This window comes from Paenibacillus pedocola (assembly GCF_031599675.1).
Lineage (GTDB): Bacteria > Bacillota > Bacilli > Paenibacillales > Paenibacillaceae > Paenibacillus_AQ > Paenibacillus_AQ pedocola.
Genome location: NZ_CP134223.1, coordinates 4773842 through 4800270, shown reverse-complemented (window position 1 = coordinate 4800270; position 26429 = coordinate 4773842). Strand labels below are relative to the sequence as shown.

At 48.9% G+C, this 26429-nt stretch carries 24 protein-coding genes; 21 read left to right on the top strand and 3 right to left on the bottom strand.

Translation table 11 applies throughout. The features are described from left to right. The first annotated feature begins 124 nt into the window (after positions 1-124). The 5 genes from QU597_RS21350 to QU597_RS21330 all read left to right on the top strand — a co-directional run bounded on the left by QU597_RS21350 (position 125) and on the right by QU597_RS21330 (position 4824). The gene (locus QU597_RS21350) at positions 125-637 is read left to right on the top strand and encodes a hypothetical protein (protein ID WP_310829734.1); all 513 of its coding nucleotides are present in this window, start codon (positions 125-127) and stop codon (positions 635-637) included. A 206-nt stretch (positions 638-843) separates the two neighbouring features. After that, positions 844-2688, top strand: coding sequence for a translational GTPase TypA (typA, locus tag QU597_RS21345; RefSeq protein WP_054941770.1), 1845 nt, complete (start codon positions 844-846; stop codon positions 2686-2688). 113 nt (positions 2689-2801) lie between these two features. Beyond that, on the top strand, positions 2802-3098 hold the full coding sequence (locus QU597_RS21340) for a YlaH-like family protein (RefSeq protein WP_310829733.1): 297 nt from the start codon (positions 2802-2804) through the stop codon (positions 3096-3098). A gap of 83 nt (positions 3099-3181) precedes the next feature. Beyond that, positions 3182-4270 (top strand): LCP family protein, encoded by a 1089-nt coding sequence (locus tag QU597_RS21335; RefSeq protein ID WP_310829732.1) that lies wholly within the window; start codon positions 3182-3184, stop codon positions 4268-4270. A 98-nt stretch (positions 4271-4368) separates the two neighbouring features. Then, a complete protein-coding gene (locus tag QU597_RS21330) occupies positions 4369-4824 on the top strand; it encodes a PNPOx family protein (RefSeq protein WP_054941768.1) in 456 nt (151 codons plus the stop codon). A 64-nt stretch (positions 4825-4888) separates the two neighbouring features. Here QU597_RS21330 and QU597_RS21325 read toward each other — a convergent pair whose 3' ends face one another. Then, on the bottom strand, positions 4889-5464 hold the full coding sequence (locus QU597_RS21325; RefSeq protein ID WP_206101494.1) for a YhcN/YlaJ family sporulation lipoprotein: 576 nt from the start codon (positions 5462-5464) through the stop codon (positions 4889-4891). A 105-nt stretch (positions 5465-5569) separates the two neighbouring features. Here QU597_RS21325 and QU597_RS21320 point away from each other — a divergent pair, with 105 nt between their 5' ends. After that, entirely contained in the window at positions 5570-6901 is a 1332-nt protein-coding gene (locus QU597_RS21320; RefSeq protein WP_054941766.1) for a PhoH family protein, read from the top strand. 639 nt (positions 6902-7540) lie between these two features. Further along, the gene (locus QU597_RS21315; RefSeq protein WP_310829731.1) at positions 7541-8782 is read left to right on the top strand and encodes an ABC transporter substrate-binding protein; all 1242 of its coding nucleotides are present in this window, start codon (positions 7541-7543) and stop codon (positions 8780-8782) included. Here QU597_RS21315 and QU597_RS21310 read toward each other — a convergent pair. Together QU597_RS21310 and QU597_RS21305 are read right to left on the bottom strand one after the other, a co-directional pair. Next, positions 8774-9904 (bottom strand): coiled-coil domain-containing protein, encoded by a 1131-nt coding sequence (locus QU597_RS21310; RefSeq protein WP_310829730.1) that lies wholly within the window; start codon positions 9902-9904, stop codon positions 8774-8776. The two genes, QU597_RS21315 and QU597_RS21310, sit on opposite strands and share 9 nt — an antisense overlap. A 157-nt stretch (positions 9905-10061) precedes the next feature. Then, positions 10062-10298 carry a DUF2626 domain-containing protein gene (locus QU597_RS21305; RefSeq protein WP_206101490.1) on the bottom strand — a complete coding sequence of 79 codons (237 nt, stop codon included), beginning with the start codon at positions 10296-10298 and terminating at the stop codon, positions 10062-10064. A gap of 347 nt (positions 10299-10645) precedes the next feature. Here QU597_RS21305 and QU597_RS21300 point away from each other — a divergent pair, with 347 nt between their 5' ends. The 14 genes from QU597_RS21300 (at position 10646) to QU597_RS21235 (ending at position 26318) form a co-directional block, all read left to right on the top strand. After that, on the top strand, positions 10646-11296 hold the full coding sequence (locus QU597_RS21300) for an RsfA family transcriptional regulator (protein WP_236332672.1): 651 nt from the start codon (positions 10646-10648) through the stop codon (positions 11294-11296). 135 nt (positions 11297-11431) lie between these two features. Then, on the top strand, positions 11432-12409 hold the full coding sequence (locus tag QU597_RS21295) for a ketopantoate reductase family protein (RefSeq protein WP_310829729.1): 978 nt from the start codon (positions 11432-11434) through the stop codon (positions 12407-12409). 6 nt (positions 12410-12415) lie between these two features. Continuing rightward, a complete protein-coding gene (locus tag QU597_RS21290; protein WP_310829728.1) occupies positions 12416-12802 on the top strand; it encodes a DUF3397 domain-containing protein in 387 nt (128 codons plus the stop codon). Between the two features lie 150 nt (positions 12803-12952). After that, the gene (locus tag QU597_RS21285) at positions 12953-14677 is read left to right on the top strand and encodes a peptide ABC transporter substrate-binding protein (RefSeq protein ID WP_310829727.1); all 1725 of its coding nucleotides are present in this window, start codon (positions 12953-12955) and stop codon (positions 14675-14677) included. Positions 14678-14908: 231 nt separating this feature from the next. Continuing rightward, on the top strand, positions 14909-15841 hold the full coding sequence (locus QU597_RS21280) for an ABC transporter permease (protein ID WP_310833377.1): 933 nt from the start codon (positions 14909-14911) through the stop codon (positions 15839-15841). Between the two features lie 3 nt (positions 15842-15844). Beyond that, positions 15845-16792 (top strand): ABC transporter permease, encoded by a 948-nt coding sequence (locus QU597_RS21275; RefSeq protein WP_310829726.1) that lies wholly within the window; start codon positions 15845-15847, stop codon positions 16790-16792. Between the two features lie 13 nt (positions 16793-16805). Further along, a complete protein-coding gene (locus QU597_RS21270) occupies positions 16806-17801 on the top strand; it encodes an ABC transporter ATP-binding protein (protein WP_206101485.1) in 996 nt (331 codons plus the stop codon). Then, positions 17798-18718: an ABC transporter ATP-binding protein gene (locus tag QU597_RS21265; protein ID WP_206101484.1), complete on the top strand. Its 921-nt coding sequence runs from the start codon at positions 17798-17800 to the stop codon at positions 18716-18718. Before QU597_RS21270 ends, QU597_RS21265 begins: the two co-directional genes overlap by 4 nt. A gap of 161 nt (positions 18719-18879) precedes the next feature. Next, a complete protein-coding gene (gene bshC / locus QU597_RS21260) occupies positions 18880-20511 on the top strand; it encodes a bacillithiol biosynthesis cysteine-adding enzyme BshC (protein WP_310829725.1) in 1632 nt (543 codons plus the stop codon). A 223-nt stretch (positions 20512-20734) separates the two neighbouring features. After that, positions 20735-22006: an adenosylhomocysteinase gene (locus QU597_RS21255; protein WP_206101482.1), complete on the top strand. Its 1272-nt coding sequence runs from the start codon at positions 20735-20737 to the stop codon at positions 22004-22006. Between the two features lie 190 nt (positions 22007-22196). Beyond that, positions 22197-22634, top strand: a complete 438-nt coding sequence (gene mraZ, locus QU597_RS21250) for a division/cell wall cluster transcriptional repressor MraZ (RefSeq protein WP_038595376.1) — start codon at positions 22197-22199, stop codon at positions 22632-22634. Between the two features lie 39 nt (positions 22635-22673). Next, on the top strand, positions 22674-23627 hold the full coding sequence (gene rsmH / locus QU597_RS21245; protein WP_310829724.1) for a 16S rRNA (cytosine(1402)-N(4))-methyltransferase RsmH: 954 nt from the start codon (positions 22674-22676) through the stop codon (positions 23625-23627). A gap of 26 nt (positions 23628-23653) precedes the next feature. Next, positions 23654-24049, top strand: a complete 396-nt coding sequence (locus tag QU597_RS21240) for a hypothetical protein (protein WP_310829723.1) — start codon at positions 23654-23656, stop codon at positions 24047-24049. A 43-nt stretch (positions 24050-24092) separates the two neighbouring features. Then, on the top strand, positions 24093-26318 hold the full coding sequence (locus QU597_RS21235; RefSeq protein ID WP_310829722.1) for a penicillin-binding transpeptidase domain-containing protein: 2226 nt from the start codon (positions 24093-24095) through the stop codon (positions 26316-26318). Positions 26319-26429: the final 111 nt, after the last annotated feature.

Sequence of the window (26429 nt, the reverse complement as noted above, 5' to 3'; positions counted from 1 at the left end):
GAACTGCGCCATGACTTTTTTAGACATCCGAAAGATGAAGAATGATGGCGTTTTAACTCATTTTCAGATAAAATATAAGAGAAATCCAGGGACTAGAAGTGAACTCTGAAGGGATGGGTGGACAATGTCATCTAAAAACGACATGAAACTGGGGGTATTTATTGCCGCCGCCGGCCTCGTGATTTTATTAGGAAAGCTGGGGGTATTCGGATTTCTCGGACGAGCCTTGTGGCCGCTCGTAATTCTGGTTCCAGGCCTGTTTCTGCATGTACTCTTCTTTAGCCGCCGCGCCTCTGCCGCCGTGCTGATTCCCGCCGGGATTTTGACTGTTTACGGTTTGCTGCTGGGATTCTGCAATACCTGGGGCTGGGGATTTATGAGTCATCTGTGGCCGTTGCTGTTGTTTGGTATCGCTGTCGGCCTGTACGAATATGCATTTTTTTCACCGGCGCGGACGGGGAGTCTGACAGCCACTTCAGTGATACTGGGTGTATTGAGTCTTGTGCTCTTTATTTTCACTCTGCTGGGTACCGGAGCCCTTTATCTGCTCGGGATTGTACTGTTTGCAGGCGGAGTCTGGCTGATGTTTGGCCGCAGAAAACAGGGAAGCCGCAAAAAATGGAACGGCGGCTGGTAACCCCGCTGTTCGGAAATAGAAAATTTAAACGAAGTTGGAAATCGTTTTTTCATAAAAAGACTTGCTTTTCATAGTGCTTTCACTATAATATTAAGGAATGTTGGAGCGTCGGCTTTCTGCCTGGCGCTTCTTTTGTGAGATTGCCGTGACATGCCATGAATTTAAACATTTTTAATTTGATAAATGAGAGGATTTGGATACAAATCATGCATTCAAGAACAGAAATTCGCAATATTGCGATCATTGCCCACGTTGACCATGGTAAAACAACACTCGTCGATCAGCTTCTGCAGCAGTCGGGTATTTTTAGCGCCCACGAAACCCTGCAGGAACGTGCCATGGACTCGAACGATCTGGAGCGGGAACGCGGTATCACCATCCTAGCCAAAAATACAGCAATTACCTATAAAGAGTTCCTGATCAACATTGTAGATACACCTGGACATGCCGACTTTGGCGGCGAAGTAGAACGTATCATGAAAATGGTTGACGGTGTCCTTCTGGTTGTTGATGCTTATGAAGGCTGCATGCCGCAGACGAAGTTCGTACTGCGCAAAGCCTTGGAACAGCACCTGACTCCAATCGTTGTCGTGAACAAGATTGACCGTCCGGCTGCCCGTCCGAAGGAAGTTATTGATGAAGTGCTGGATCTGTTCATTGAGCTGGAAGCCAGTGACGATCAGCTTGAATTCCCGGTTGTCTATGCTTCTGCGCTGAACGGTACATCGAGCCTGGATCCGGAACAGCAGGACGACAACATGCAGGCGCTCTATGACACCATTATTGAGCATATCCCGTCTCCAACTGAAAAAGTTGACGAGCCTCTGCAGTTCCTTGTAACCCTGATGGATTACAACGAGTACCTCGGACGTATCGCTATCGGTCGCGTAAACCGCGGTGTGATCAAGCAAGGCCAGTCCGTAACAGTTATTATGCGTGACGGTAAGAGCAAGACTGCGCGTATTGAGAAGCTGTTCGGTTTCCAAGGCCTCAAACGTGTAGAAACAGAAGAAGCCGGCGCGGGTGACATCGTGGCTATTGCCGGTATCAAAGACATCAACATCGGTGAAACGATCGCTGATCCTGCGAACCCTGAAGCACTGCCGGTTCTGAAGATCGATGAGCCTACGATGCAAATGACATTTCTCGTGAACAACAGTCCGTTTGCCGGTAAAGAAGGCAAGTGGGTTACTTCACGTAAACTGCGTGAGCGTCTGTTTAAAGAACTGGAAACAGATGTCAGCTTGCGTGTAGATGAAACAGACAGCCCTGACGCTTTTATCGTATCCGGACGCGGTGAGCTTCACCTCGGGATTCTGATCGAGAATATGCGCCGTGAAGGTTATGAGCTGCAGGTTTCCAAGCCTGAGGTTATCGTGAAGGAAGTAGACGGTACCAAAATGGAGCCGCTTGAGCGTCTGCTTATCGATGTTCCGGAAGAAAGCATGGGCGCCGTTATGGAGAGCCTGGGCAGCCGCAAAGCAGAAATGGTCAACATGATCAACAACGGCACCGGCCAAGTCCGTCTGGAATTCCTGATTCCTGCACGCGGCCTGATCGGTTACAATACACACTTCCTGACCCTGACCCGCGGTTATGGCGTAATGAACCATGCGTTTGACAGCTATGCTCCACTGATTGGCGGTCAAGTTGGCGGACGTCACCAGGGTGTACTTGTATCCAGTGAAACTGGAACAACTACGTTCTACGGCATGATGGGTGTTGAAGACCGCGGTATCCTCTTCCTGGAACCGGGTACTGATATTTACGAAGGTATGATCGTCGGCGAGCATACCCGTGACAACGATATTATCGTTAACATCTGTAAGGAAAAAGCACTGACTAACGTGCGTTCAGCAACAAAGGATGAAACGGTAAAAATGAAAACTCCGCGTATGTTCTCGCTCGAAGGTGCACTTGAGTACCTGAATGATGATGAATATTGCGAAATCACTCCTAAATCTGTTCGCCTGCGTAAAAAAATCCTGAATAAGGGCGAGCGCGAACGTGTAGAGAAACAGCGTAAGCAGGCGCAAGCCAGCCAAGCCTAAGCTGACACCCAAGCCGCCGGATGAGTAGTCCGGCGGTTTTTCTGTGTCTAGGCTTAACGCCGGCAGGAATGCTATAATGTAAGCGATACTTATTTCCGGGAGGAGTGACGGCTGTGCAGAGCTGGTTTGCAGATCATCCGATTGTCGCTTATATCGTCATTTTTATATTGCTGACTTATGTGTATAACCGTGTCTTCCGCGTGAATCAGAAGCTGCCCATCGGCAAGGAAATTGTGCTCTACCTGATGATGGCGCTGGGCTCAGGAATGCTGCTCATCTTCCAGCACGATAAGCTGCCGATTATACAGTGCCTGCTGGTCGCTGTAGGGCTTATGCTGCTTGTGCGGGTCCGTTATCTGGTGGAGGCCCGGCAGAGGCGGAAGGCAGCGGCAGCCGCCAAACGGCAGTAACCGCAACTTTTGCCGCCCCGATTCGTCTATTTATATGTTGATGTACTAAAATCTAAGTGAATTGAAAAGGACTTTATTCCATTATGAATACAAGCAAGGGAAGTTTACCTCCACGATCAAACGGACAACAAGGGGGCAGGGGATCTCAGAACAGAACCGCTCCGCAAGGAAAGCCGAAGAAAAAAGTAAAAAAACGCGGATTTTTTGCCAGATTGGTCAGATTGCTGCTCGTCCTGATATTAATTGCGGTACTTGCCGCACTCGGGTATGCCGGATTCCTGTACTTTAAGTTCGAAAAGGGCGGTTTCGGTGTAGACCAGTCAGTAGAGAGCGGACAGCTCGCCTCGGCGAAGCCGCTGACCCTCCTGCTGCTGGGTACCGATAACCGTCCGAAGCATCCCTCCAATCTGACGGATGTCATTATGGTGGCTGCGCTGAACCCGGAGACGAAATCTGCGACAGTTGTTTCGCTGCCCCGTGATACCTATGTGGAGCTTAGCGGTTATAAGAAGACCAAGATCAACGCTTTCTACGCCCGCTTCAAGGCAAAGGAGGAATCCTCCGGCATACTCGCCGAGGATGAAATGAAGACGATGATGAGCAAATATCTGGACATCGATGTTGATTATGTCACTGTGCTTGATTTCCAGGGCTTCCGCGATATTGTGGACGAGCTTGGCGGAGTGGATGTTAACATCAGTGCGGATATGTGCTATACCGACAGTGTGGATGGGACAGATATCAATCTGAAAAAAGGCCCTGCAGAGCTGAACGGTGATGATGCACTTGATTATGTACGTTACCGCAAATCGAATTGCAGCCCCAAGACAGAGGCTTCAGATGATTTTGACCGCAACAAGCGCCAGAATGAGGTGCTGAACGCACTGGTTGGACAAATGCAGTCGCTGGGCGGTGTGCTCAAAATAGGCAAGGTGCTTGATGCCGTCGATAATAATCTGGAGACGGATATCGAAAACGCACAGATCAAAAGCATGATTGCTACCTATTGGAAAATCTCCAAAGAAAACATTGAATTTGTGCCTGTCACCGGAACCTGGCGCAGTCCGTATGTGTATATTAACGATGAAGAATTGGAGAACGCCAAGAAAAGCCTGCACGACCGGATTACCGGAGTTGCTGCGGATGGAGCCGCTGCTGCAGAGACCCCTTGAGCCGCAACTGCAAACATCCTGAAATTGAATGCAAGTTTGGGCATGTGCTATAATATAATAAATTGAATGCACATTTGCGTCATAGGGGGCCTGTACTTATGTCCGAAGCCATTGCTCAGCTCAATGAAACCCTGCTAACGATGCTGCAATCGGAAACTTTTGTTCTTCTAAACACGGTGGATGCGGAATCCGGAGGACCTACGTCCACTGCCATTTCCTGGATCTACGCAGTGAGCCCTTCTATCGTGCGTCTTGCGGTGGACCACCGGTCCAGACTGGTGAACAACATGAAGGTCAATCCGCTGGTAACGATTACGGTTTTTGGCGAGGGTACCGTTCATGCCATTAACGGGCGTGCTTCCGTCAAGCAGGATCCGCTGCTGGATGTGCCCTTTAAGATGTGCTGTTTTGATGTTGAAATTGATGCGGTCCGCAATGCGCTTTTTTACGGCGCACAGCTTGAATCCGCCCCGAAATATGCGAAGGTATACGATGCGCGTGCGGCTGAGAAGCTGGACGGACAAGTGTTTGCCGCCATGCAAAAAGCCCAGTGATTCTCTCACTAGGCTTTTTTTGTCCATTAGGAAATTCAATCGGGGAACTAAAGGGTATCACCGGTTATTGGCCGTTGCCCTGCGGTTTAGTATCTTCAGGAAGCTGAGGGATTATACGCCCGATGATATCGGCCATTTCTGCAGCGAATCCGGATACCGGATTGCCTTTGGAAATATGGCGCCCCATTTCATCCAGCCGGTTAGAAAGATCCATGTCGGCGGTAACTAGAGCTTTTATCCCCCGTGGGTCCTTGCGGATCGCTTCGGCTACGGAGTATTTGATACTTCCGACCCGTGAGCGTCCAAGTGACCCGTCGACATCAATGCCGACTACTGCAAGGTTGTTCATCACGACACAGTGGGCGCCGTTTACACCGGGAACTCTTATAGCCAGCTGTTCAAAATGGTCTTTAAGTGCAACATCGCTTTCGCCTTGAACGTCAGAAGCTTGTCCGGCTTTGGTCGCATCACCTTGAGTGGCGGCATTGTCATCAGGCAAATTCCGTACCTCCTGGTTCCCCTGGCTGCTCAATGTTTCAGGCGATTGTTGACTCTGAGGAGAGGGTGATGACTCTTTATTAGCGATACCGCAGCTTGTCAGCAGCAGCAGTACCAGCAACAGACACATTGATTTTCTCATATGTGAATACTCCTTTCAGTCAAAGATCAGTACTTTACTTTATGTTGCCCTTACTGAAAAGAGTTATGTATGATCAATCAAACCAGGCGCTGTGGAGGGGATATCATGAAAAAGATATTTGTACTAGACACTAACGTGCTTTTGCACGACCCCAATTCGATCTTTGCGTTCAAGGAGCATGAGGTAGTGATTCCGGCTGTAGTTCTGGAAGAAATCGACTCCAAGAAGCGCAACGCCGACGAAATCGGCCGCAACGCCCGCACCGTGTCACGCTTGTTAGACGGACTCCGTGAACTCGGCCACCTGCACAGCGGAGTGGTACTGGAGCATGGAGGCACGCTGAAGGTGGAGCTTAACCACCGCAGCTTCGTAAAGGTACAGGAAATGTTCGGAGAAGTGTCCAATGACAACCGGATATTGGCTGTAGCGCTTAATTACCTCCATGAGGAGAACGAGAAAGCTGAACCGCGTCCTGTGGTACTCGTAAGTAAAGATGTACTCGTCCGCATCAAAGCGGATGTGCTGGGGATTACACCGGAGGATTATTTATCCGACCGTACGGGAGATCTGAACGAGCTGTATAGCGGCTGCCAGTCTCTGCTGGTCCATCCTTCACTGATAGATGAATATTACAGTCACCGTTCTTTGTCCGTTAAGCAGCTGTCCTTGTCCTACCCGTTGTATCCGCATGAATTCGTCATTCTGAAGGACGAAATCGGCAGCGGCAAGTCGGCTCTGCTCAAAGTGAACAGTGATGCATCGCGGCTGGAGCCGCTGTATCTCGGCAATGATGCAGTTTGGGGCATCAGTGCACGTAACGCACAGCAGCGTATGGCGCTTGAGCTGCTGCTGAATGAGGATATTCCGCTGGTGACCATTACCGGTAAAGCCGGAACAGGTAAAACACTGCTGGCACTAGCTGCCGGATTGTTCAAGGTAGAGGATGAGCACCGCTACAAAAAACTGCTCATCGCCCGTCCCGTCGTACCGATGGGTAAGGATATCGGTTACCTGCCCGGGGAGAAGGACGAGAAGCTGCGTCCGTGGATGCAGCCGATTTATGATAATCTGGAGTTTCTGTTCGATACCAAAAAAGCCGGGGATATTGATAAAATACTAATGGGGCTGGGCAGCATTCAAGTCGAGGCGCTCACCTATATCCGCGGACGTTCCATTCCATCGCAGTTTATCATCATCGATGAGGCGCAGAATCTCTCCCGTCATGAGGTGAAGACGATTGTCTCCAGAGCCGGGGAAGGCAGTAAAGTCATCCTGATGGGTGACCCGGAGCAAATTGACCATCCTTACCTTGATGCCGCAAGCAACGGACTCAGCTATATCGTTGAAAAGTTCAAGCAGGAAGGCATCAGCGGACATATTACTCTGGAAAAAGGCGAGCGTTCCCGCCTGGCCCAGCTGGCCGCGGATCTGTTGTAGATTTAACAGGCACCTAACCAGGCTGCTGTATATATTAAGTGCGGCAAGAGCGTTCCCCCCAAGCCGCGCCCGCATAGCAAAAGCCGGGAGATCACCTCCCGGCTTTTTGCCTGCCCGCCCTGGTGGGGCGGGAGTTATTTTCTGTTCTACGAGAGTAGTATAGCGGAGTGAGCGGAATTGTTCTGGAGTAGCTGCAGCATTCGCCTTTGTCTCCGGATTGCAACCACTAGATTGAACTAGAAAATATACATTTAGGGAAAAGTGGCGGAGGAGAATTTTGGAACTGGAGGAGCGGTAGCGTCCGCCTTTGTCTGCGGATTTCTACCGCTACGAGCAGAAAAATCAAGAAATCTGCAGACAACAGCGGCTGGAAGTCCAAATATTCTCTGGAGTCACGGACAATCCCCAAACAGAGGAACTAAAGTTAAAGCTATATAGTAGTTAAATCAGGAAATCTGAGGACAACAGCGATCGGAAGAACAATCCGCACGCGGAGCGGCCTCACTCTCTTCAAGATTTATGACTCCCTGCCCCACATCTCCTATATAATAGAAAGAGAACGGTTTCAACTGTCAAAGACAACATCGGCGCCATCTGGTAAAATAGGGAAGAACATCGTAGTCGGGAGGGGAAAGAAACGTGCTGAGACGCAAAAACTATTGGCTGCTGTTTGCAATATTGCTGCTGGCGCTGACAAGCTTGTCGCCCAGCATGGAGCTGGATACCACCGAAGGTTCCTATCCGCTGAGGCAGCCGCAAAGTCTGTCCGAACAGCCCGATTCAGGAGATCAGGGCAGAGTGAAAAGTCTGAGTATCAGGGTCTCCTTGAGCAGCGAGGAGCTTAAAGAGCTGGAACGGATCAGCAGCAATTATACCTTATCAAGCGGAATAGAAGTAATAATTAGTAATGTAGGCAATGAAGAAAATGCCGATATGCTTAAACAGGAGCTGACGACAGGCGAGAGTCCGGATATTATCATGACCGACGGCCGGAATATCGCTGATCTGGCCACCCGCGGATTTTTGCTGCCCGTAGACGTTTATCAAAGTGTGCCGGGCAGTGCGCCGCTCACGATGCTGATTCCGCAAATGCAGTGGAACGGATATGACTGGGGAGTTCCGCTGGATATCGATCCATATGTACTGGTATATTCGCCACAGCGGCTTGCCGAACTGGGCCTCGCGGAAGCTCCGAAAAGTCTGGAGCAGTGGGGCTTACTGCTTAATCAGCTGCGTGAACAGCAGGAGAAGACTCCCGGGAAAGAACAGTATCTCCTCGGATTGGACAGCCGCAACCCCTATGGTTATATGACGCTGCTGGAAAGTATGGGATTCAGCCTGGCTTCTGACAATACAGCCGCGCTGGAGTGGACGCAATATGCCCGCAGCTATTTTTATCTGAGCAGCCGCTATAATCCAGATCTCTGGGACATGCTTCAAAGCGGCAAGCTTGCCATTGCTGCGCTTCCGCTCTCCGAATGGCAGCAGTACGGTAACGCATCGCTTACAGCTGAGGCTCCCATGGATATGGCCGGCAATAAAGGATACGAGGCCATGCACAGCCGGTTCTTTGCACTTCCGGCCGGTTCAAGCAACCCGGAAGCAGCGGTCAATTGGCTGGCTTACATTACTTCATCCACCGCACAGCTGGAATGGCTGGAGAATACCAAACGGCTGCCGGCACTGGACGAACTGTACCAATCATCATTGCCGGAGATTACCGGTCTCCCATTTGATAGCAAGCTGCTGTTATCTGAAGAAGCTGTTACTGAGGAGGCCCCGGGCAGGTGGAATGCATTTTCCGCAGCGACCACCTTACTGCTGACCGGAAAGCTTGATGCTGCTGGATATAAAGCTGCACTCAGCCAGAAATCAGAATGAGATGGAGAGCTTCACATATAGCACACCATCTTTACTCTCCACAGTTGTCGCATGCAGGAAGGAAACAATCTTCTCCGGATAGAAGCCGAGATCGAATTCATCCTCCAGATCCTGGCGGGTGGACTCAGGCAGCTCCAAACCGTTAAACACGACATTATCGATATGGAACATCAGTGCGTTAACCGGCTCGGATTCTATCGAGTAATGGCCTGTCAGGGTGAGTGTTAAACCGCCGCTTGATCCGGAAGCAGTCACGTTACCGTTATTGAAATGAAAGCCGAAATCCTGGAACAGCTTATTTTGCGACACCAGAAATTCGTTCAGATCCTCTTCCTTTAGCGCCAGATTGTAAGTCATTCCTTTACGGGTCAGAATGCCATCCCGGCTCTGGACAAATTGCGGAAGATGATTCATGGCCGAGGAAAGGGCTTTGAAATAAGTTTTTACTTCATGAAGGCCGATATTTTCCCAGTACTTTGTAAACTCGTCCAGCAGAGCGCTCATGCTTTCAGGGTCACTGCTGGCTGAGATACCCCCCTCGATCTCTTCATTCAGCGCGGCAACCCGCGTTTTCTGATCCTCCAAAGCTGTTTTAAGCTCTGCAAGCTCTTTGGAACTGCGTTCTGCAGCAGCCAGAGTCGACTTCAAGTCTTTATATTCCCCTTCATACTGCCTCAGGATATCATGGTCCCGCCCGATAATGATCTCATAATAATCATATAGGGCAAGCATCCGCCCGATGCTTTTTGCCGAGAGCACTGCAGCAAGCAGCCCGTCTCTCTCTCCCATATAATAAGAACGTACAATAGCACCAGCGCGCTGCTGCTGATCGAGTATCGCGGTTTGCTTAGCGGTGGCCTGTTTTTTTAACATTTCCACTTTTCGCTCGAGAACGGCTTGCTCTGCGGTAATTCTGGCAATTTCCTTTTCGATTTCGGTAGATGACAGGGTCTGCTCCAGCAGCCTCCGGGTTTCATCATTATCCGGGATGATAGGCGGAGATGAGGTGATGGAGCCGGGGCCGGCCGAAAGATAAGCTGTAGACGACAGCGGCAGTATAGTGAGAATCATTAGAATGAGCAAAACGCTGAACCTTCGGATTGCCTTATTGCGGGAGAGCACCACACCACCACCTTTTGCATAATAGATAGGTATGTACTAATAATATGTTTTGTCCTGTTAAAATATCATACCCCGTTCTGTCAAAAGAGCACACAAAAAACGGAGGCTGTTCCTTGTATCAAGGAGCACCTCCGTTTTTACTTGTTGAAATAGTGGGTTACAGCGGCAGTCCCATCTTAAAGACAGTCCAGTAGCTGAAGCCGGTGAACGTCAGAATCATATAGCCCCAGAAGAGCAGAATATAAGTCTTTTCCGTAAATTTCATATAACCCAGCACAACAAAAAAGGCCGTTTGCAAAAAGAAGAGCAATGCCATTTCGGTTAAATCGCCGGCGAAAGCCATAAGCCCGATAGCGAGCGTGAAAAAACCCAATACGCGAAACATACGGTCCAAGAGAGTAGCCCCCTTCTTAGAAATGGTTCCCGAAAAGTACTTCTTTGGATCTATTATAACTGCTGGACAAAAAGCTGTAAACGAATTCATTGAAAAAAATTAGCATTTATATAATAAATATGATTTTTGCAATTGACTAATTCGGATTAGTCCCGAAACGAGAATTTATAGCTCTGTGCGTATGAGGTTTAAACAAAATGGAAATACAATTTAGTATCAAATAGATTCTATGAACTCTAGCAGAGGCATAGAAATGGAGTAAGCAGCTTTTATCCTATTCACTATCCGGCGGAGCTGCCGGTTATGAAGATGGTTATTTCAAGATGTTGTTAGGAGGGTTAGGCTTTATGACAGCCGTTAGACAGGACGCTTGGAGCGCGGAAGATGATTTGATATTGGCAGAAATAACGCTGCGTCATATCCGGGAAGGCAGCACACAGCTTGCTGCTTTTGAAGAGGTGGGAGAAAAGATTGGCCGAACCTCGGCGGCATGCGGATTTCGCTGGAACAGCTGTGTCCGTAAAAGCTATGAGGATGCTATTAGTATTGCTAAAGGCCAGCGCCAGAAGCGGAGCTACCTGAAAAAGCAGCCAGTGAACAGAGGAGCACAAGTTGCCGGACTGATTCTTGGAGACATTGATGAGGAATATGGGCGAAGCGAAGGGCTGAACGAAAGCACCTTATCCATCGACGCGGTGATCCGGTTCCTGAGACAGTGGAAGGGAACCTTTCAGGAAGCAGGCCGCCAGCTGAAAATGCTCGAGCGTGATTTGCGCGAGAAGGAAGACGAATTAACGGAGCTTCGGGCAGAAAATGAGCGCTTATCCAAAGAAGTGAATCTGGCTCAGAGTGATTATCGTGTTGTGAACGATGATTATAAGGCTTTAATTCAAATTATGGACCGGGCCCGCAGACTTGCGTTCCTTAATGAAGAGGAAGAAGAAATGAAAACAAGATTCAAAATGGATGCGAACGGAAATCTGGAACGGATTGAATAATGGAATAACAGTCTGTCCCGGTTATAAGCCGCAAACGAATGCCGCCCGGCAAACGTATTGCGGCTTTTATTTTTGCTTTCGTAAGCAGCAGCGGGCTATAATGAGGGAAATTATTGGAAGGATGCGTTAGTAAGCATGATAATTGATATTATCGGTGCAGGATCATTGGGGCTGCTGCTGGCGGGTAAGCTTATCCATGCCGGAGCCCGGATCAGAATATGGTGCAGAAGTTCAGAACAGTCAGAAGCGCTGAAAAAGGAGGGATTAACAGTCAGCTATGAGGACGGAACAGCACCGGTCTTCATCCCGGGGAAGGAGATCTTTGCTGCTCCGGCAAGTGCATTTGCGGATACTATCCTGCGAGAGCCTGGGGATTGGCTGGTCATCACACTCAAGCAGCAGGCTTTTCATGAGAAGTTGCCTGAAATGCTGTTTCCTTTAAAGAACAAAAGCCTGCAAATGGTTTGTTTTCAAAATGGATGCGGACACCTGGAACGGCTGCAGGAGCTAATGCCTTATGCGTCTATCTGGGCAGCAGTGACTACAGAAGCGGCTAAGAGGAAGACATTAACAAAGGTTATTCATGCTGGCAGTGGGGAAACATGGATAGGGAAAGGGGGATTCGGCGGGACTAGTCCTGAACCGGACATAACGGTACATGCTCCGGCAGCAATAAGTTTGGTGGACACACTCCTAACAGCAGGATTCTCCGCCTCTGTGTCGAAAGAAGTGAATACCATGATTTACCGGAAGCTCTTAATCAATGCTGTGATCAATCCGCTTACGGCGGTGTGGCGTATACAGAACGGTGAACTGCTGGCTTCTGAACAGCGGCTGCTGGTCATGAAGGAACTGTATGCGGAAGCGATTACTGTATTTGATGCCTGCGGAATTGCTCATGAGGAGAATGCCTGGGACAGCATTATAGAAGTATGCCAGGCAACCTCAGGCAATATCTCCTCGATGCTTGCCGATGTGCTCTCCTCAAGAGCAACAGAAATCCGCTGGATTAACGGAAGCATTGTGGATCTGGCAGAGCGCCGGGGGATTCAGGTTCCACTGCATCGCTGGATTTGCCAGCTTGTTGAAGGCATGAGTGCGAGAGAGAGGTGAGGCTGTTTGGAGTTATTGCAAAATTCATTTATTACATTAGGTGTAATTCCGGTTGTTCCCTTTTTTATCGTTTATTTGATTGGAATGGGCCTCAAACAGGATAAAAGAAAGAACTTTTTACTGGCAATGGACATAACCACATTATTTTTATTATTATCGGTTTCAGCTTTATTCAACATCCTCTTTCATGCGAAGTTCGGTTTTTACTTTATACTACTTATTGTATTAATATCCGCTGGACTGATTGGCGGAGCCCAAAACCGGATTAAAGGAAAGGTGGACGGGAAGCGGTTATTCCGGGCGGTTTGGAGGCTATCCTTCTTTTTTTTAAGTTCCATGTATGTACTTTTTATGGTTGTCGTCCTCATTCAATACATATCACAAGCGATGTAATGTTCCACTGCTCCGGTGAAGCGTCAATGTCACAAAATTTTTAAGTTTTAAAAAAAATGTGTTTTCAGAAAATATTGCTCTAGATTTTTTTGACCACTGGTTGTATAATCATAAACCATATACCACATTCTATTTAGGGGGAACTGCTAGATGAAGAAGAGTAAAAGTCTTTTGCTCATGATTGCAATTGTTCTGGTAATCGGCACAGTGCTTGCTGGTTGCGGATCGAACAATGCAAACAATGGCAACAACGCTGCCGCGACTAACAACGCCACGGCTACAGACAATGCAGGTACAAACACAGGCAACACTGGTGACGAGAAATTGGCTGCTGACCAAACGCTTAGAGTAAACCTGAGCGCAGAGCCACCTACATTTGACCCTGCACAAGCTCAAGACAGCCAAGCAAACACTGTCCTGAAAACTATGTACGAAGGCTTGACTCGCATGAATGACGAAACTGGCCAAGCTGAGCCAGGTATCGCTGAGAAATGGGATGTTTCCGCTGACGGTCTGGTATATACCTTCCACCTGCGTGATGCAGTATGGAGCAACGGCGACCCAGTAGAAGCTGCTGACTTCGTTCGCGCATGGAAAATCGTGCTGGATCCTAACACTGATCCGACTGCACCTTACGCTTATCAATTGTACTACCTGAAAAATGCTGAAGAGTACTACACTAAGAAAGTTACAGATTTCAACGAAGTTGGCGTAAAAGCTGTTGATGCGAAAACTCTTGAAGTTACGCTGAAAGCACCAACTCCATACTTCCTTGGTCTTCTGTCCTTCTATACTTATTACCCTGTACACAAATCCGTTGAGGGTAATCCTAAATGGGCAACTAACAAAGACACTATGATCACTAATGGTGCTTTCACATTGACCGAGTGGACTACTGGTCAATCCCTGCAAGTAACTAAGAATGAAAAATATTGGGATGCTGCATCCATTAAACTTAGCAAAATCGACTTCTCCCTTGTAAACAGCGGCGCAACTGAACTGCTGAGCTACAAGAACGGCGAACTTGACCGCGCTGGTGCACCACACGGTGAAATCCCGCAAGAACAGCTACCAATTGTACAAAAAGAGCTTCCTAATGAGTTCAATAGAAAAGGTATTGCAGCTGTATACTATTATGAATTTAACATCACAGAAAAACCTTTCGATAACGCTAAAATCCGTAAAGCTCTGGCGATGACTGTTAACCGCCAAGCGCTGATCGACAATGTAACACTGGGTGGACAGCTTCCAGCATATGGCTTCGTACCTCCGGGTATCGCTGGCGCTGACGGCGAATACCGCAATGCTATTAAAGACAACTACTTCACAGAAGATACAGAAGCAGCTAAGAAATTGCTTGCTGAAGGTCTGGCTGAAGAAGGTCTGACTGAACTGCCACCAGTTGAATTGACTTACAACACTAGTGAAGGCCACAAGAAAATCGCTTTGGCTGTAGCTGATATGTGGAAAAATGCTCTGGGCATCACTGTAAATACTGTTAACCAGGAATGGGCAGTATTCATTGACAACCGTCAAAATCAGAACTTCCAAGTTGCACGTGCCGGCTGGACTGCGGATTACAATGATCCAATGACCTTCCTGGATATGTTCGTAACAGACGGCGGTAACAATGATACTGGTTATGCTAACCCTGAGTATGACAAGCTGATCGCTGACGCTAAAGCAAGCTCCGACTTGGCAGCACGTCAGGAAATGTTTGCTAAAGCTGAGAAAATGATCATTCAAGATGATATGATCGTGATTCCGTTCTACTACTACACCAACAACTCCTTGACTAAAGATTACCTCAAAGGTGTAACTCTTGACTTCAGCGGTGCAATCGACTTCACTCGTGCTTACCTGCTCGAGCACTAAGAATAAATTTTAGATCCTTCAGTAATCTTAACTAAATAGTGGTTGTCTGAAGGTAGCTTTACACTTCGGGATATATATGTGGAATTCCATATATATCCCTTTTTTTTGCATTTCAGGCAATTTGTTAATGTTTACTCTTGTTTACAAAAATAGAAAATAGACAAACTGCCGTTTTTTTCATAAAATCAGTTTGTGTGCCTAAAAAAATTGTCGAAGGAGGTGTTGATGGGGATGGTTCGTTATGTTGCTAATAAGTTGTTTTACATGCTTGTATCGTTGTTTGTGTTAATTTCAGCGACCTTTTTTCTGATGAAAGCTATTCCGGGGGACCCGTTTACTTCTGAGAAGAAAGTTCCGCCGGAAATAAAAGCGCGTTTATATGAGCAGTATGGTCTGGACAAGCCGCTCTATCATCAGTATTTTAAGTATTTGGGTGACATTGCCCAGGGTGACCTTGGTGTATCTATGAAACGTTTGAACCAGGACGTTACACACTTGATCGGTCAAACCTTTTCATCGTCCTTAAAGCTGGGAGTCGTCGCAATTATTGTGTCGGTTATTGTCGGAGTACTTCTAGGTATGATTGCTGCACTTTATCACCGGAAGTTTATAGACAGTGCTGCAATGGTGCTTGCGGTATTAGGGATTGCGGTCCCGAGCTTTGTTGTTGCATCCTTGCTTCAATATGTTTTTGCCGCAAAACTTTCCTGGTTACCTGTCTCCGGTTTCAAGGGTCCGCTCTATTATATTCTTCCTGTAGCAGCGCTCTCGGCGCAGCCGATAGCCTTTATAGCCCGTTTGACCCGTTCCAGCATGCTGGAGGTGCTCCATGCCGATTATATTAAGACGGCAAAAGCTAAGGGACTCAGCTGGGCTGCAATTTTGAGCCGTCACGTATTGCGCAACGGGATTCTGCCGGTTGTAACTTACCTCGGACCAATGACTGCTAACGTTGTAACCGGTTCGGTAGTTATCGAGCAAATCTTCGGGATTGGCGGTATCGGTAAGCAGTTTGTGGAAGCCATTGGTGTCCGCGACTATACGGTTATTATGGGGATTACGATTTTCTACGGCGTATTGCTCATGCTCGCCCGTTTTATCACAGATATTGCCTACGTATTCGTAGATCCGCGGATCAAACTAACTGGAGGAAAGGAGGGCTAAAGATTGGCATCTGACAAAAACCTGGTATCGCTTGAGGCGAACCTGAAACCGGAAGATTTCCGTAAAATCGGGATTGACGAGAAGCAGGCAGAGGTTATTCAGCGTGAAAGTCTTTCCGCTTGGCAGGATTCCTGGCAGCGGCTACGCCAGAATAAAATGGCAATGACTGCTCTAGGTATTCTGGGCTTGATCGTACTGGCTGCGATTTTCGCACCGCTTTTCTCAAAATATAATTATTATTCAAATGATTTGCTCAATACCAACAAGCCTCCTTCAGGTGATCATTTCTTCGGTACTGATGATCTTGGCCGTGACATCTTCGTACGTACCTGGTATGGAGCGCGTATCTCGCTTATCGTAGGTTTGGCTGCTGCGGCAATCGACCTTTTGATCGGTGTTATTTACGGCGGTATTATGGGTTACTTCGGTGGCCGTGTCGACAACATCATGAATAAGTTCTCGGAAATTTTATACGCCATTCCTTACCTTTTGGTTGTTATCCTGCTGCTGGTTGTAATGGAGCCAAGTCTTGGTACCATTATCCTGGCCTTGACCATTACGGGCTGGATCAATATGTCCTGGATTGTACGCGGTGAGATTATGCAGCTCAAGAACCGCGAGTTCGTTCTTGCTTCACGCTCAATGGGTGCAGGCTCCAAAAGACTGTTGTTCCGTCACCTGCTGCCTAATGCGGTCGGACCTATTATCGTAACGATTACTTTATCCGTACCAAATGCAATTTTTGCTGAAGCATTCCTAAGCTTCCTTGGACTTGGTGTACAGGCTCCTGTCGCTTCCCTGGGATCGATGATCAATGACTCACTGACCGGCTGGCTGTACTATCCGTGGCGCTTCCTGTTCCCGGCTATCCTGGTAAGTTTGATCATGCTTTCCTTTAACATTTTTGGTGACGGCCTTCGTGATGCGCTGGATCCTAAATTGAAAAAATAGGGGATGAACGTTGATGGAACCCATTCTGCAAGTCAAGGATTTGCATGTCTCCTTTTTTGTGAAAGGCGGAGAAGTACAGGCTGTCCGCGGTATGAATTTTGAAGTAGGCAAAGGCGAAACGGTTGCTATTGTCGGTGAATCCGGCAGTGGCAAGAGTGTTACCGCACAATCGATTATGCGCCTGATCCCTACCCCGCCCTCGAAAGTGAAAAAGGGTGAAATTATTTTTCAAGGACAGAATCTGCTGGACAAAAGCATGAAACAAATGGAACATATTCGCGGCAAAGATATTGGCATGATATTTCAAGACCCGATGACTTCTTTAAACCCAACTATCAAAGTGGGCAAACAGATAACCGAAGTTTTGATCAAACATCAGAAAATGTCAGCGGCCGAAGCGACCAAGCAAGGTATTGAGATGCTTAAATTAGTAGGTATCAAAAATGCGGAGGCTCGCTTTTACCAATATCCCCACGAATTCTCCGGCGGTATGCGTCAGCGTGTGATGATCGCTATTGCACTAGCCTGCCGCCCGGCTCTGCTCATTGCGGACGAGCCGACAACGGCGCTTGATGTAACCATTCAGGCGCAAATCATGGATGTTATGAAAGAGATGCAGCAAAAGCTTGGGACCTCCATTATCCTGATCACACATGATCTCGGAGTGGTTGCCGGCATGTGTGACCGGGTCATCGTTATGTATGCCGGTGAAGTAGTGGAAACTGGTACGCGGTGGGAAATCTTCAAAAATCCGCAGCATCCTTACACTAAAGGTCTTCTGCGGTCAATGCCGCGTCTGGACCAAAAGAAGGGCGAGCCGCTGATTCCGATCATCGGTACTCCCCCGGATCTGATTAAGCCGCCGATCGGCTGTCCGTTCTCTGCGCGTTGCGGCGAAGCAATGCATGTGTGCGAACAAATCGATCCCGGCGCCACAGAATTCAGCGAAACCCATATGGCGCGCTGCTGGAATCTGCATTCGATGGCCAAGGAGGTGCAGTACGTTTGAGTAAGAACCTGATTGAAGTTGAAGGGCTTAAGAAATATTTCAATGTAGGCAAAGGTAAAGTTCTTAAGGCTGTGGATAATATTAATTTCACAATCCGTGAAGGCGAAACCCTCGGGATGGTAGGCGAATCCGGTTGCGGTAAAACTACTGCTGGCCGTACGGTTCTTCGTCTATACGAACCGACTGCCGGAAGCGTGAAATATAATGGTACTGATATTTACAAATTGTCATCCGGTAAAATGAAAGCTATGCGCCGCGATATGCAAATGATTTTCCAGGATCCGTACGCATCGCTTAACCCGCGGTTCACGGTTTCTGATATCATCGGCGAAGCGCTGGATATTCACGGTATGGCCGGAAGCCGCGCTGAACGCAAGAAACGGATTGAAGAGCTGCTGGATATGGTTGGTCTTAACCATGATCATGCTACCCGCTATCCGCATGAGTTCTCCGGCGGACAACGCCAGCGTATCGGAATTGCCCGTTCGCTTGCAGTTAATCCTAAATTCATCGTCTGCGATGAGCCGATTTCTGCGCTTGACGTGTCGATTCAGGCACAGGTTGTCAACCTGCTGAAGGAATTGCAGGACCGTCTTGGCCTGACTTATCTCTTTATCGCGCATGACCTGTCCATGGTTAAGCACATCAGTGACCGCGTAGCGGTTATGTACCTGGGCAGAATGGTTGAACTGGCAGAGAGCGAAGAGCTGTATGCTAACCCGATCCATCCGTATACCAAATCGCTGTTGTCGGCGATCCCGGTTCCGGACCCGGAAATCGAAGTTAACAAAAAGCGTATTCACCTGCATGATGAGCTCGGCAGCCCGATTTTTGCGGCTGGCTCGAAATCGAATGACAGCGACTTCGAACTTGTGGAAGTATCCAAGGGTCACTTTGTCGCCAAACAATTTGCATAATCATCAGTATTAATTCATGTAGGCGGGAGCGTTCAGCTCCCGCCTCTTATGCGTCAGCGGGATTTCTTTGACGGCGCCCCTTACTTTGGATACAATCATATAGAGTTTATGGACCTAATGTTTACATACAGCAGGAATACAAGAACGGGAGGCAATTGCACATGAATGTAGCACCGGAACCGCTACCGGGCGGATCTGCGCTCGCACGCGATTATATAGACCGCTATGAATCGGTAGGCCATTTGTACGGCGGAGATTTCAGAAATGAAGAGAGCAGAAGGAAACGGGCGGAGTGGCTGGATGGCAATGAGGATCAGCGTGCCAGCCGGGCTGAGGTAGCTTCAGTGTTGCGCCTTTATAATGAACGTCATAATTCCTCTCCTGAGGTGATGGCATCACTTGCGCTGCTTGAGCAGCCTGGAACACTGGTGATTACCGGCGGGCAGCAAAGCGGCCTGTTCACAGGACCACTCTTCGTTGTGTATAAGGCGATGACAACAATTCTGGCGGCTAGAGAAGCCGCAGCCCGGCTGGGGCGGCCTGTCGTTCCGCTATTCTGGATCGCCGGAGAGGATCATGACTGGGATGAGGTGAATCATACCTATGTTTTGAACCGGACGGGTGAGATTGCCAAAATCAAGCTGGACAAACCGGAAGGGCCGCGCGCTTCAGTTAGCGGTATCACGGTAGAAGAGCAGAGCTGGCAGCAGGTGACTGAACTGCTGGAGGGCATGCTGCAGGAAAGTGAATTTAAACCGCAAATCATGGAGTTTATCCGTACTTCCTCAGATGCAGCATGCAGTATGAGTGATGCTTTTGCTAAGTTAATGGGTTCTTTGTTCGGCAAATTCGGCCTTATTCTGCTTGACTCTGCCGATCCGTCGCTGCGCAGGCTGGAGCGTCCATTCTTCAAGGCACTGATTGAACGGAATGATGAGCTCGAAGCCGCCTATAAGGACACAGCTGCCAATATTATTGCCGCAGGTTATGATCTGCAGGCGGATGTGACGCCGGGCAATGCCAATCTTTTCTATATACATGAAGGAGCGCGGCTGCTGCTGCATAAATCGGAAGGAAGATTCAGCGACCGCAAAGGAGAGGTCTCTTTTTCACGGGAGGAGCTGCTGCTGATCCTGGACGAGCATCCGGAACGGTTCAGCAACAATGTTCTGACCCGCCCGCTGATGCAGGACTATATCCTGCCGGTTCTGGCAACCGTACTCGGACAAGGGGAAATGGCTTACTGGGCGATTCCGCGCGATGCGTTTCATGTGGTTGGCGGACAGATGCCACTGATTCTCCCGCGGATGTCCTTTACGGTAATAGAAGGTACACTCCACAAACATATGGATAAATACGGACTTTCCTTCGCGGATGTCCGCTCCGGTCTTGAGGGGAAGCGGAAGGAATGGCTGGCGGCCCAGGATGAACTTGAGCTTGGACGGCGGTTCGAGGAGGCTAAAGAAGCCTTCTCCGCAATGTATGAACCGCTGATCGAACAGCTCGGCAACATTCAGGCCGGACTGCTGAAACTCGGCAACAACAATAAAGAGAAAATTCTCGATCAGATTGCCTTTCTGCAAGGAAAAGCCATGGATGCCATGGAAAAGCAGAACGAAGCAGCGCTCCGCCAGTGGGAACGGATTGAGCTGTCGCTTATGCCTGCAGGTAAGCTCCAGGAGAGGGTATACAATATTATGTACTACTTGAATCGGTATGGCCTGTCCTGGCTGGATGAGCTGATGACAATCCCGGCGGATTACAGCGGAACGCACCGGATTATTTATATGTAGGAAAAAAGATATTTAAATATATATTAAGGGAAAGTGACGGAGGAGAATTTTGGAACTGTAGGAGCGGCAGCGTTCGCCTTAGTCTGCGGATTTAAACCGTGAAAAGGGTATAAATCAAGAAATCTGCAGGCGGGCAGCGGCCGGAAGTCCGAATATTCTCTGGAGTTACAACTAATCCCAAAATAGAAGAGATTAATATACAATATTTTCAGGAGGTTTTCAAATGAGTCCATTGTCGAAAGAAAATAGTATTGTTGCAGATATGTCGCTAGCACCTGAGGGGCATCTCAAAATCGACTGGGTCCGCCAGCATATGCCTGTGCTGAACCGCATCCGTGAGCAATTTGAAGCTGAGCAGCCGTTCAAGGGGCTGAAGGTGTCGATTACACTGCATCTGGAGGCGAAAACTGCCTATCTGGCGAAGGTAGTGCAAGCTGGCGGCGCTGAAGTTACGATTACCGGCTCCAATCCGCTCTCGACACAGGACGATGTCTGTGCGGCGCTTGTCGAAGACGGGATTACAGTATTCGCCAAATACAATCCTTCTCCGGAGGAGTTCAAAGCACTGAATATTAAGGCGCTTGAGAGCAAGCCTGATCTGATCATTGACGATGGCGGAGATTTTGCAACGCTGCTGCATTCAGAGCGGCCCGACCTGATGGAGAATATCCGCGGCGGGGCAGAGGAGACCACAACCGGAATTATCCGGCTTAAAGCCCTGCAGAAGCAAGGCATCCTGAAGTTCCCGATGGTAGCAGTCAATGACGCTTACTGCAAATATTTGTTCGATAACCGTTATGGCACAGGCCAATCCGCCTGGGACGGCATCGTCCGTACAACCAACCTGATTGTAGCCGGCAAAACAGTGGTTGTAGTCGGTTACGGCTGGTGCGGCAAGGGTGTAGCTATGCGGGCCAAAGGCCTTGGCGCTAATGTCATCGTGACCGAAGTCGATGCCATCAAAGCTGTTGAAGCTCACATGGACGGCTTCCATGTAATGCCGATGCTGGAAGCGGCTAAACGCGGTGATTTCTTCGTGACTGTTACGGGCAACCGTTATGTGATCCGCGGCGAGCACTACGATGTGATGAAGGACGGAGCCATCCTCTGCAACGCGGGGCATTTTGATGTGGAAGTGAACAAGCCGGAGCTGGCTGAACGTTCGGTTTCCCAGCGGACGGTGCGCAAAAACATCGAAGAATATCAGCTGAAGGACGGCCGTAAGCTCTATCTCCTGGCAGAAGGCAGACTGGTCAATCTGGGCGCGGCAGACGGTCATCCGGCGGAAATTATGGATACCACCTTTGCACTGCAGGCACTGTCCCTCAAATATGTAAATGACAACTACAAGAATATCGGTGTCAAAGTGGAGAACGTTCCCTATGATCTGGATGAACAGGTGGCGCGTTACAAGCTGGAAAGCTTGGGAATTGCCATCGACAGTCTAACTCCGGCGCAGATCGATTATCTGGACAGCTGGAATTTGAACGGTTAAGCGGTACAGTTTAAACACTAAAGCCTGGTGCCGACAATCGGCCCAGGTTATTTTTATGGAGACTTGACAAATAAGAAAAAATTACCTCACGTGTGAAAAAGGTTTTTGATTTTTAATGGCGAATCTATTATGCTTAGGTGGTGTGAAGTGGGGTAAAGTGGGGAATCGGTAACAAGGAGTGGGTAAAACGATGTTTATGGGGGAATTCCAGCATAGCATTGACGACAAAGGCCGGATCATTATCCCGGCTAAGTTCCGTGAATTGCTCGGAACCTCTTTCGTTGCGACCCGCGGCCTTGACTCCTGCCTGTTTGTTTATCCCATGGAAGAATGGGGAATCATGGAGCAAAAGCTCAAAAGCCTTTCACTGATGAAATCGGATGCCCGTGCATTCAGCCGCTTTTTTTTCTCGGGAGCGACCGAATGCGTCTGGGACAAGCAGGGCAGGGTAAATCTGCCGGGGAATTTGCGGCAATATGCCAAGCTGGACAAGGACTGTGTTATTCTGGGCGTTTCGAACCGGGTGGAGATCTGGAACAAGGAGCTATGGGAACAGTACTTCGAACAGTCAGAGGAATCGTTCAACGAGATTGCCGAAAAATTGGTTGATTTCAATTTTGATCTATAAAACATACACAATTCGAATACTGCCCTGGAGGGATGCAGCTTGTTTCACCACATCACGGTGCTTAAAGAAGAAGCGACAGAAGGGCTGCACATCAAGAAGGACGGCATTTATGTCGACTGTACACTTGGGGGAGCGGGACACAGTTCTCTTATTGCGTCCAAGCTTAGCGGCAACGGCCGGCTGATCTGTCTGGATCAGGATGATTGGGCCCTGGAGAATGCCAGAGAACGTCTGGCTGAATACGGTGAGAAGGTGGTTCTGGTCAAGACCAACTTCCGCGACCTTGAACAGGTCCTGAAGAACCTTCCGTTTGTTCCGCAAAAAGACGGTGTACCCCAGGTAGACGGCATACTGTTTGATCTTGGCGTATCTTCACCCCAGTTTGATGAAGGGGAGCGCGGGTTCAGCTATAATCACGATGCCCCGCTTGATATGCGGATGGATCAGTCCGCAGACTTGACCGCAGCAGAAATTGTTAACACATGGCCCGAGCAGGAAATCGCCCGAGTGCTTTTCCAATATGGAGAAGAGAAGTTCTCACGGCGGATTGCCCGGAAAATTGTGGAGAGGCGTGAGGAGCGGCCGGTAGAGAGTACCGGAGAATTGGCCGAGCTGATCAAGGAAGGCATTCCCGCAGCCGCGCGAAGAACGGGAGGACATCCTGCGAAACGCAGTTTTCAAGGACTCAGGATTGCGGTTAATGATGAGCTGGGAGCGTTTGAAGAAGGACTGCATGGAGCTGTGCGCTGTCTGGCGCCGGAAGGAAGAGTGTCGGTCATTACTTTTCACTCGCTGGAGGACCGGATTTGCAAGCAGATTTTCAGCAGCTATTTGAGCAGATGTACTTGTCCGCCTGACTTTCCATTTTGCGTTTGCGGCGCTGAAGGCACGCTCAAGTTAATAAACCGTAAGCCGCTGATTCCTTCCGAGGAAGAACTTGAGCTTAACCCGCGCGCCCGTTCAGCGAAATTGCGCGTTGCAGAGAAATTGTAAAATACGACGATAAAGGAGAGTCAGAGATGGCCTATACCCGCGGCAATTTAGCAGTTCAACCCAAGAGAAAACAAGAGGTAAACCCGCTTTACCGCGAGAAGACGAAAGTTGTCACCAGACGGATGGTGCTGCCGACACAGGAGAAGCTTTTGTATATGCTGACACTGGGAGCATTTGTGCTGGTAGCTGTCGCCCTGATTTGGCGTTACGTCCATATTTATGATTTGAACATGCAGGCTCAGAAGCTGGACAGCAAGATCGCTGAAACTCAAAAGCAAATTGCCACTTATCAAATGGAGAAGCAGTCTTTAGAGCAGCTGGTGGCCGTGAAAGCTGAAAAGCTGGGCTATATTCAGCCGCCTGAAGATTCTACAATTTATGTATCGGCTAAAGGTACGGCATCTGACGGAAACGACAATTAGCGGCTGACAGCAGCTGCAATAATAGAGTTTGTGAGGTTTCCTTATGGTAAAGAGAATCAAACTTCGCACGCTGTTTATAGGAGGGTGTATTACCCTCTTTTTTCTTGTTTTAGTTGCCAGGGTATTCTGGATTCAGGTGCTGCAAAATGATTTCTGGCATGAAAAGGCAATCGCCCAATGGGCGCATACCTCAGTCATCAAAGCTAAGCGGGGAACGATCGAAGACCGCAATGGCAGTGTTCTGGCCAGCGATGTTCCGGCTTACACGGTTGTTGTGAACCCTGAGGTCATAGCCGAGCAGGGGCTCGGTGAAGAGGTGATTCAGGGGCTGCACGAACTGCTGGGCAAACCGGAGAATGAACTGAAGGCGCTGGTCGAAGCCAAGGATAAGAACGGGAACTACCTCAAGAACCGCGAAATCCGCAATGAAGGCTGGAAGATTGACAAAGAGCTTGCGGATAAGGTGAAGGAATTCTACGAAGGTCTTGAAGAAGAACATGATATTCTCGAGACCGGGGTCGGACTGATCACGGAGCAGAAACGCTATTATCCGAAGGACTCTTTGGCTGCGCATATTTTGGGCTATACCAACCGGGACGGCGTTGCCATCATGGGGCTGGAAAAATATTTTGACGAGAAGCTTAAAGGAATCAACGGCGAGCTCAATTATCAGAGTGACGGTAAGGGGATTAAGCTTCCTGATTCTCAGGACACCTATAAGCCCGCGGTAAACGGGAGTAATTTCAAGCTGACCATTGACAGTATGATTCAACGTTATATTGAAGATGCGATGCAGAAGGCTTATGACCAGTACAAACCGAAGAGTATGACTGTTATTGCCGCGGATCCGAACACGATGGATATTCTCGGTATGGCGAACATGCCTACGTTTAATCCCAATGAATTCTGGAAGACAACAGATCAGGGGGATTTTCTGAATCATGCGATTAAATCGATCTATGAGCCGGGTTCCACCTTTAAAATTGTAACACTGGCCGGGACGGTGCAGGAGAAGCTGTTTAATCCCGATGCCACCTTTAAGTCAGGTTCGATCCGGATCAAGGGCTACAGTAAAGCGCTCCATGACATCAACCGCTCCGGTTGGGGTGAGATTTCATTTCTTGAAGGTGTAAAACGCTCCAGTAACGTTGCTTTTGTAAAGCTGGGTTATGAGATGCTGGGACAGGAACGGCTGACCCAATATATCCATGATTTTGGGTTTGAAGAGAAGACTGGCATCGATCTGCCGGGAGAAGTCTCCGGCCGGGTAACGCCGCAATATTCTGTCGAGTATGCCACACTGGCTTACGGACACGGGAAGGTGCAGGTAACACCAATCGAGCAGCTTACGGCTGTAGCAGCCATCGCAAATGGCGGTAAGCTGATGGTTCCGCATGTCGTCAAGGAAGTGACCGATCCGAATACCGGAAAAACAACGGTCACCCAGCCAGAGGTTGTCCGTCAGGTTATCTCGGAGGAAAGTGCACGGGAGACCGGCAGCTATCTGGAGCAGGTTGTATCGGATCAGAGTATCGGTACCGGACGTCATGCCTACATTGAAGGCTACCGAGTAGCAGGTAAGACGGGTACAGCGATCAAGGTAGAGGGTCAGGATTACGTGAAGTCCAAGGTGCTTGTATCATTTATCGGTTATGCCCCGGTTAATGATCCGAAGATCGCGGTTATCGTCATTATCGATGAACCAAATGTGGAGGTAGGCGGCGGTACCGCAGCAGCGCCGGTCTTCAAAGAGATCGTTTCGCAGTCCCTCCAATATATGGGCGTACCCAAAACGGTTGAGAGTGCGAAGGAAACGGGGACGAAGGTGAGCCAAACTGCTGCAGTGCCGCAGCGTTCTACACCGGACTTAGCCGGTAAAACGATCAAGGAAGCACGGGAGCTCTTGCTCGATCAGGGATATGATTTTGAAACGGTCGGCGGAGGGGCAAATGTAGTAAGCCAGTATCCGGAGAAGGGCACCCTGCTCGCTTCGGGCCAGCGGATCTATTTGCTTAGCCAGCAGGGGGATCAGACGGCCATCCCTGATTTGCGCGGGCAGTCACTGCGTGATGCGCTGGAGGTTCTGAATCTGCTGAAGGTCGGCATTGCGGTTGAAGGTGAAGGGTATGTCACAGAGCAGACCGAATCAGATCAGAATGGCAAAAAGCTGGTGACCCTGAAGCTCAATCCATTAAATGAACACGGGGAAGAAATTCCTGTTGCTGCCGCAGATGAGGATGCAGCGGGTTCTGAGGATAGCGGAGGCTAGCATAAAAAAGCACAAATTTAATCTATAGTAATTCTTGCAGTTTCGTGAGGCTTGTTCTAAGCCCTGTTTGTCCCGAATAGTCATGAAGATAAGAGATCATGTCTATACGAG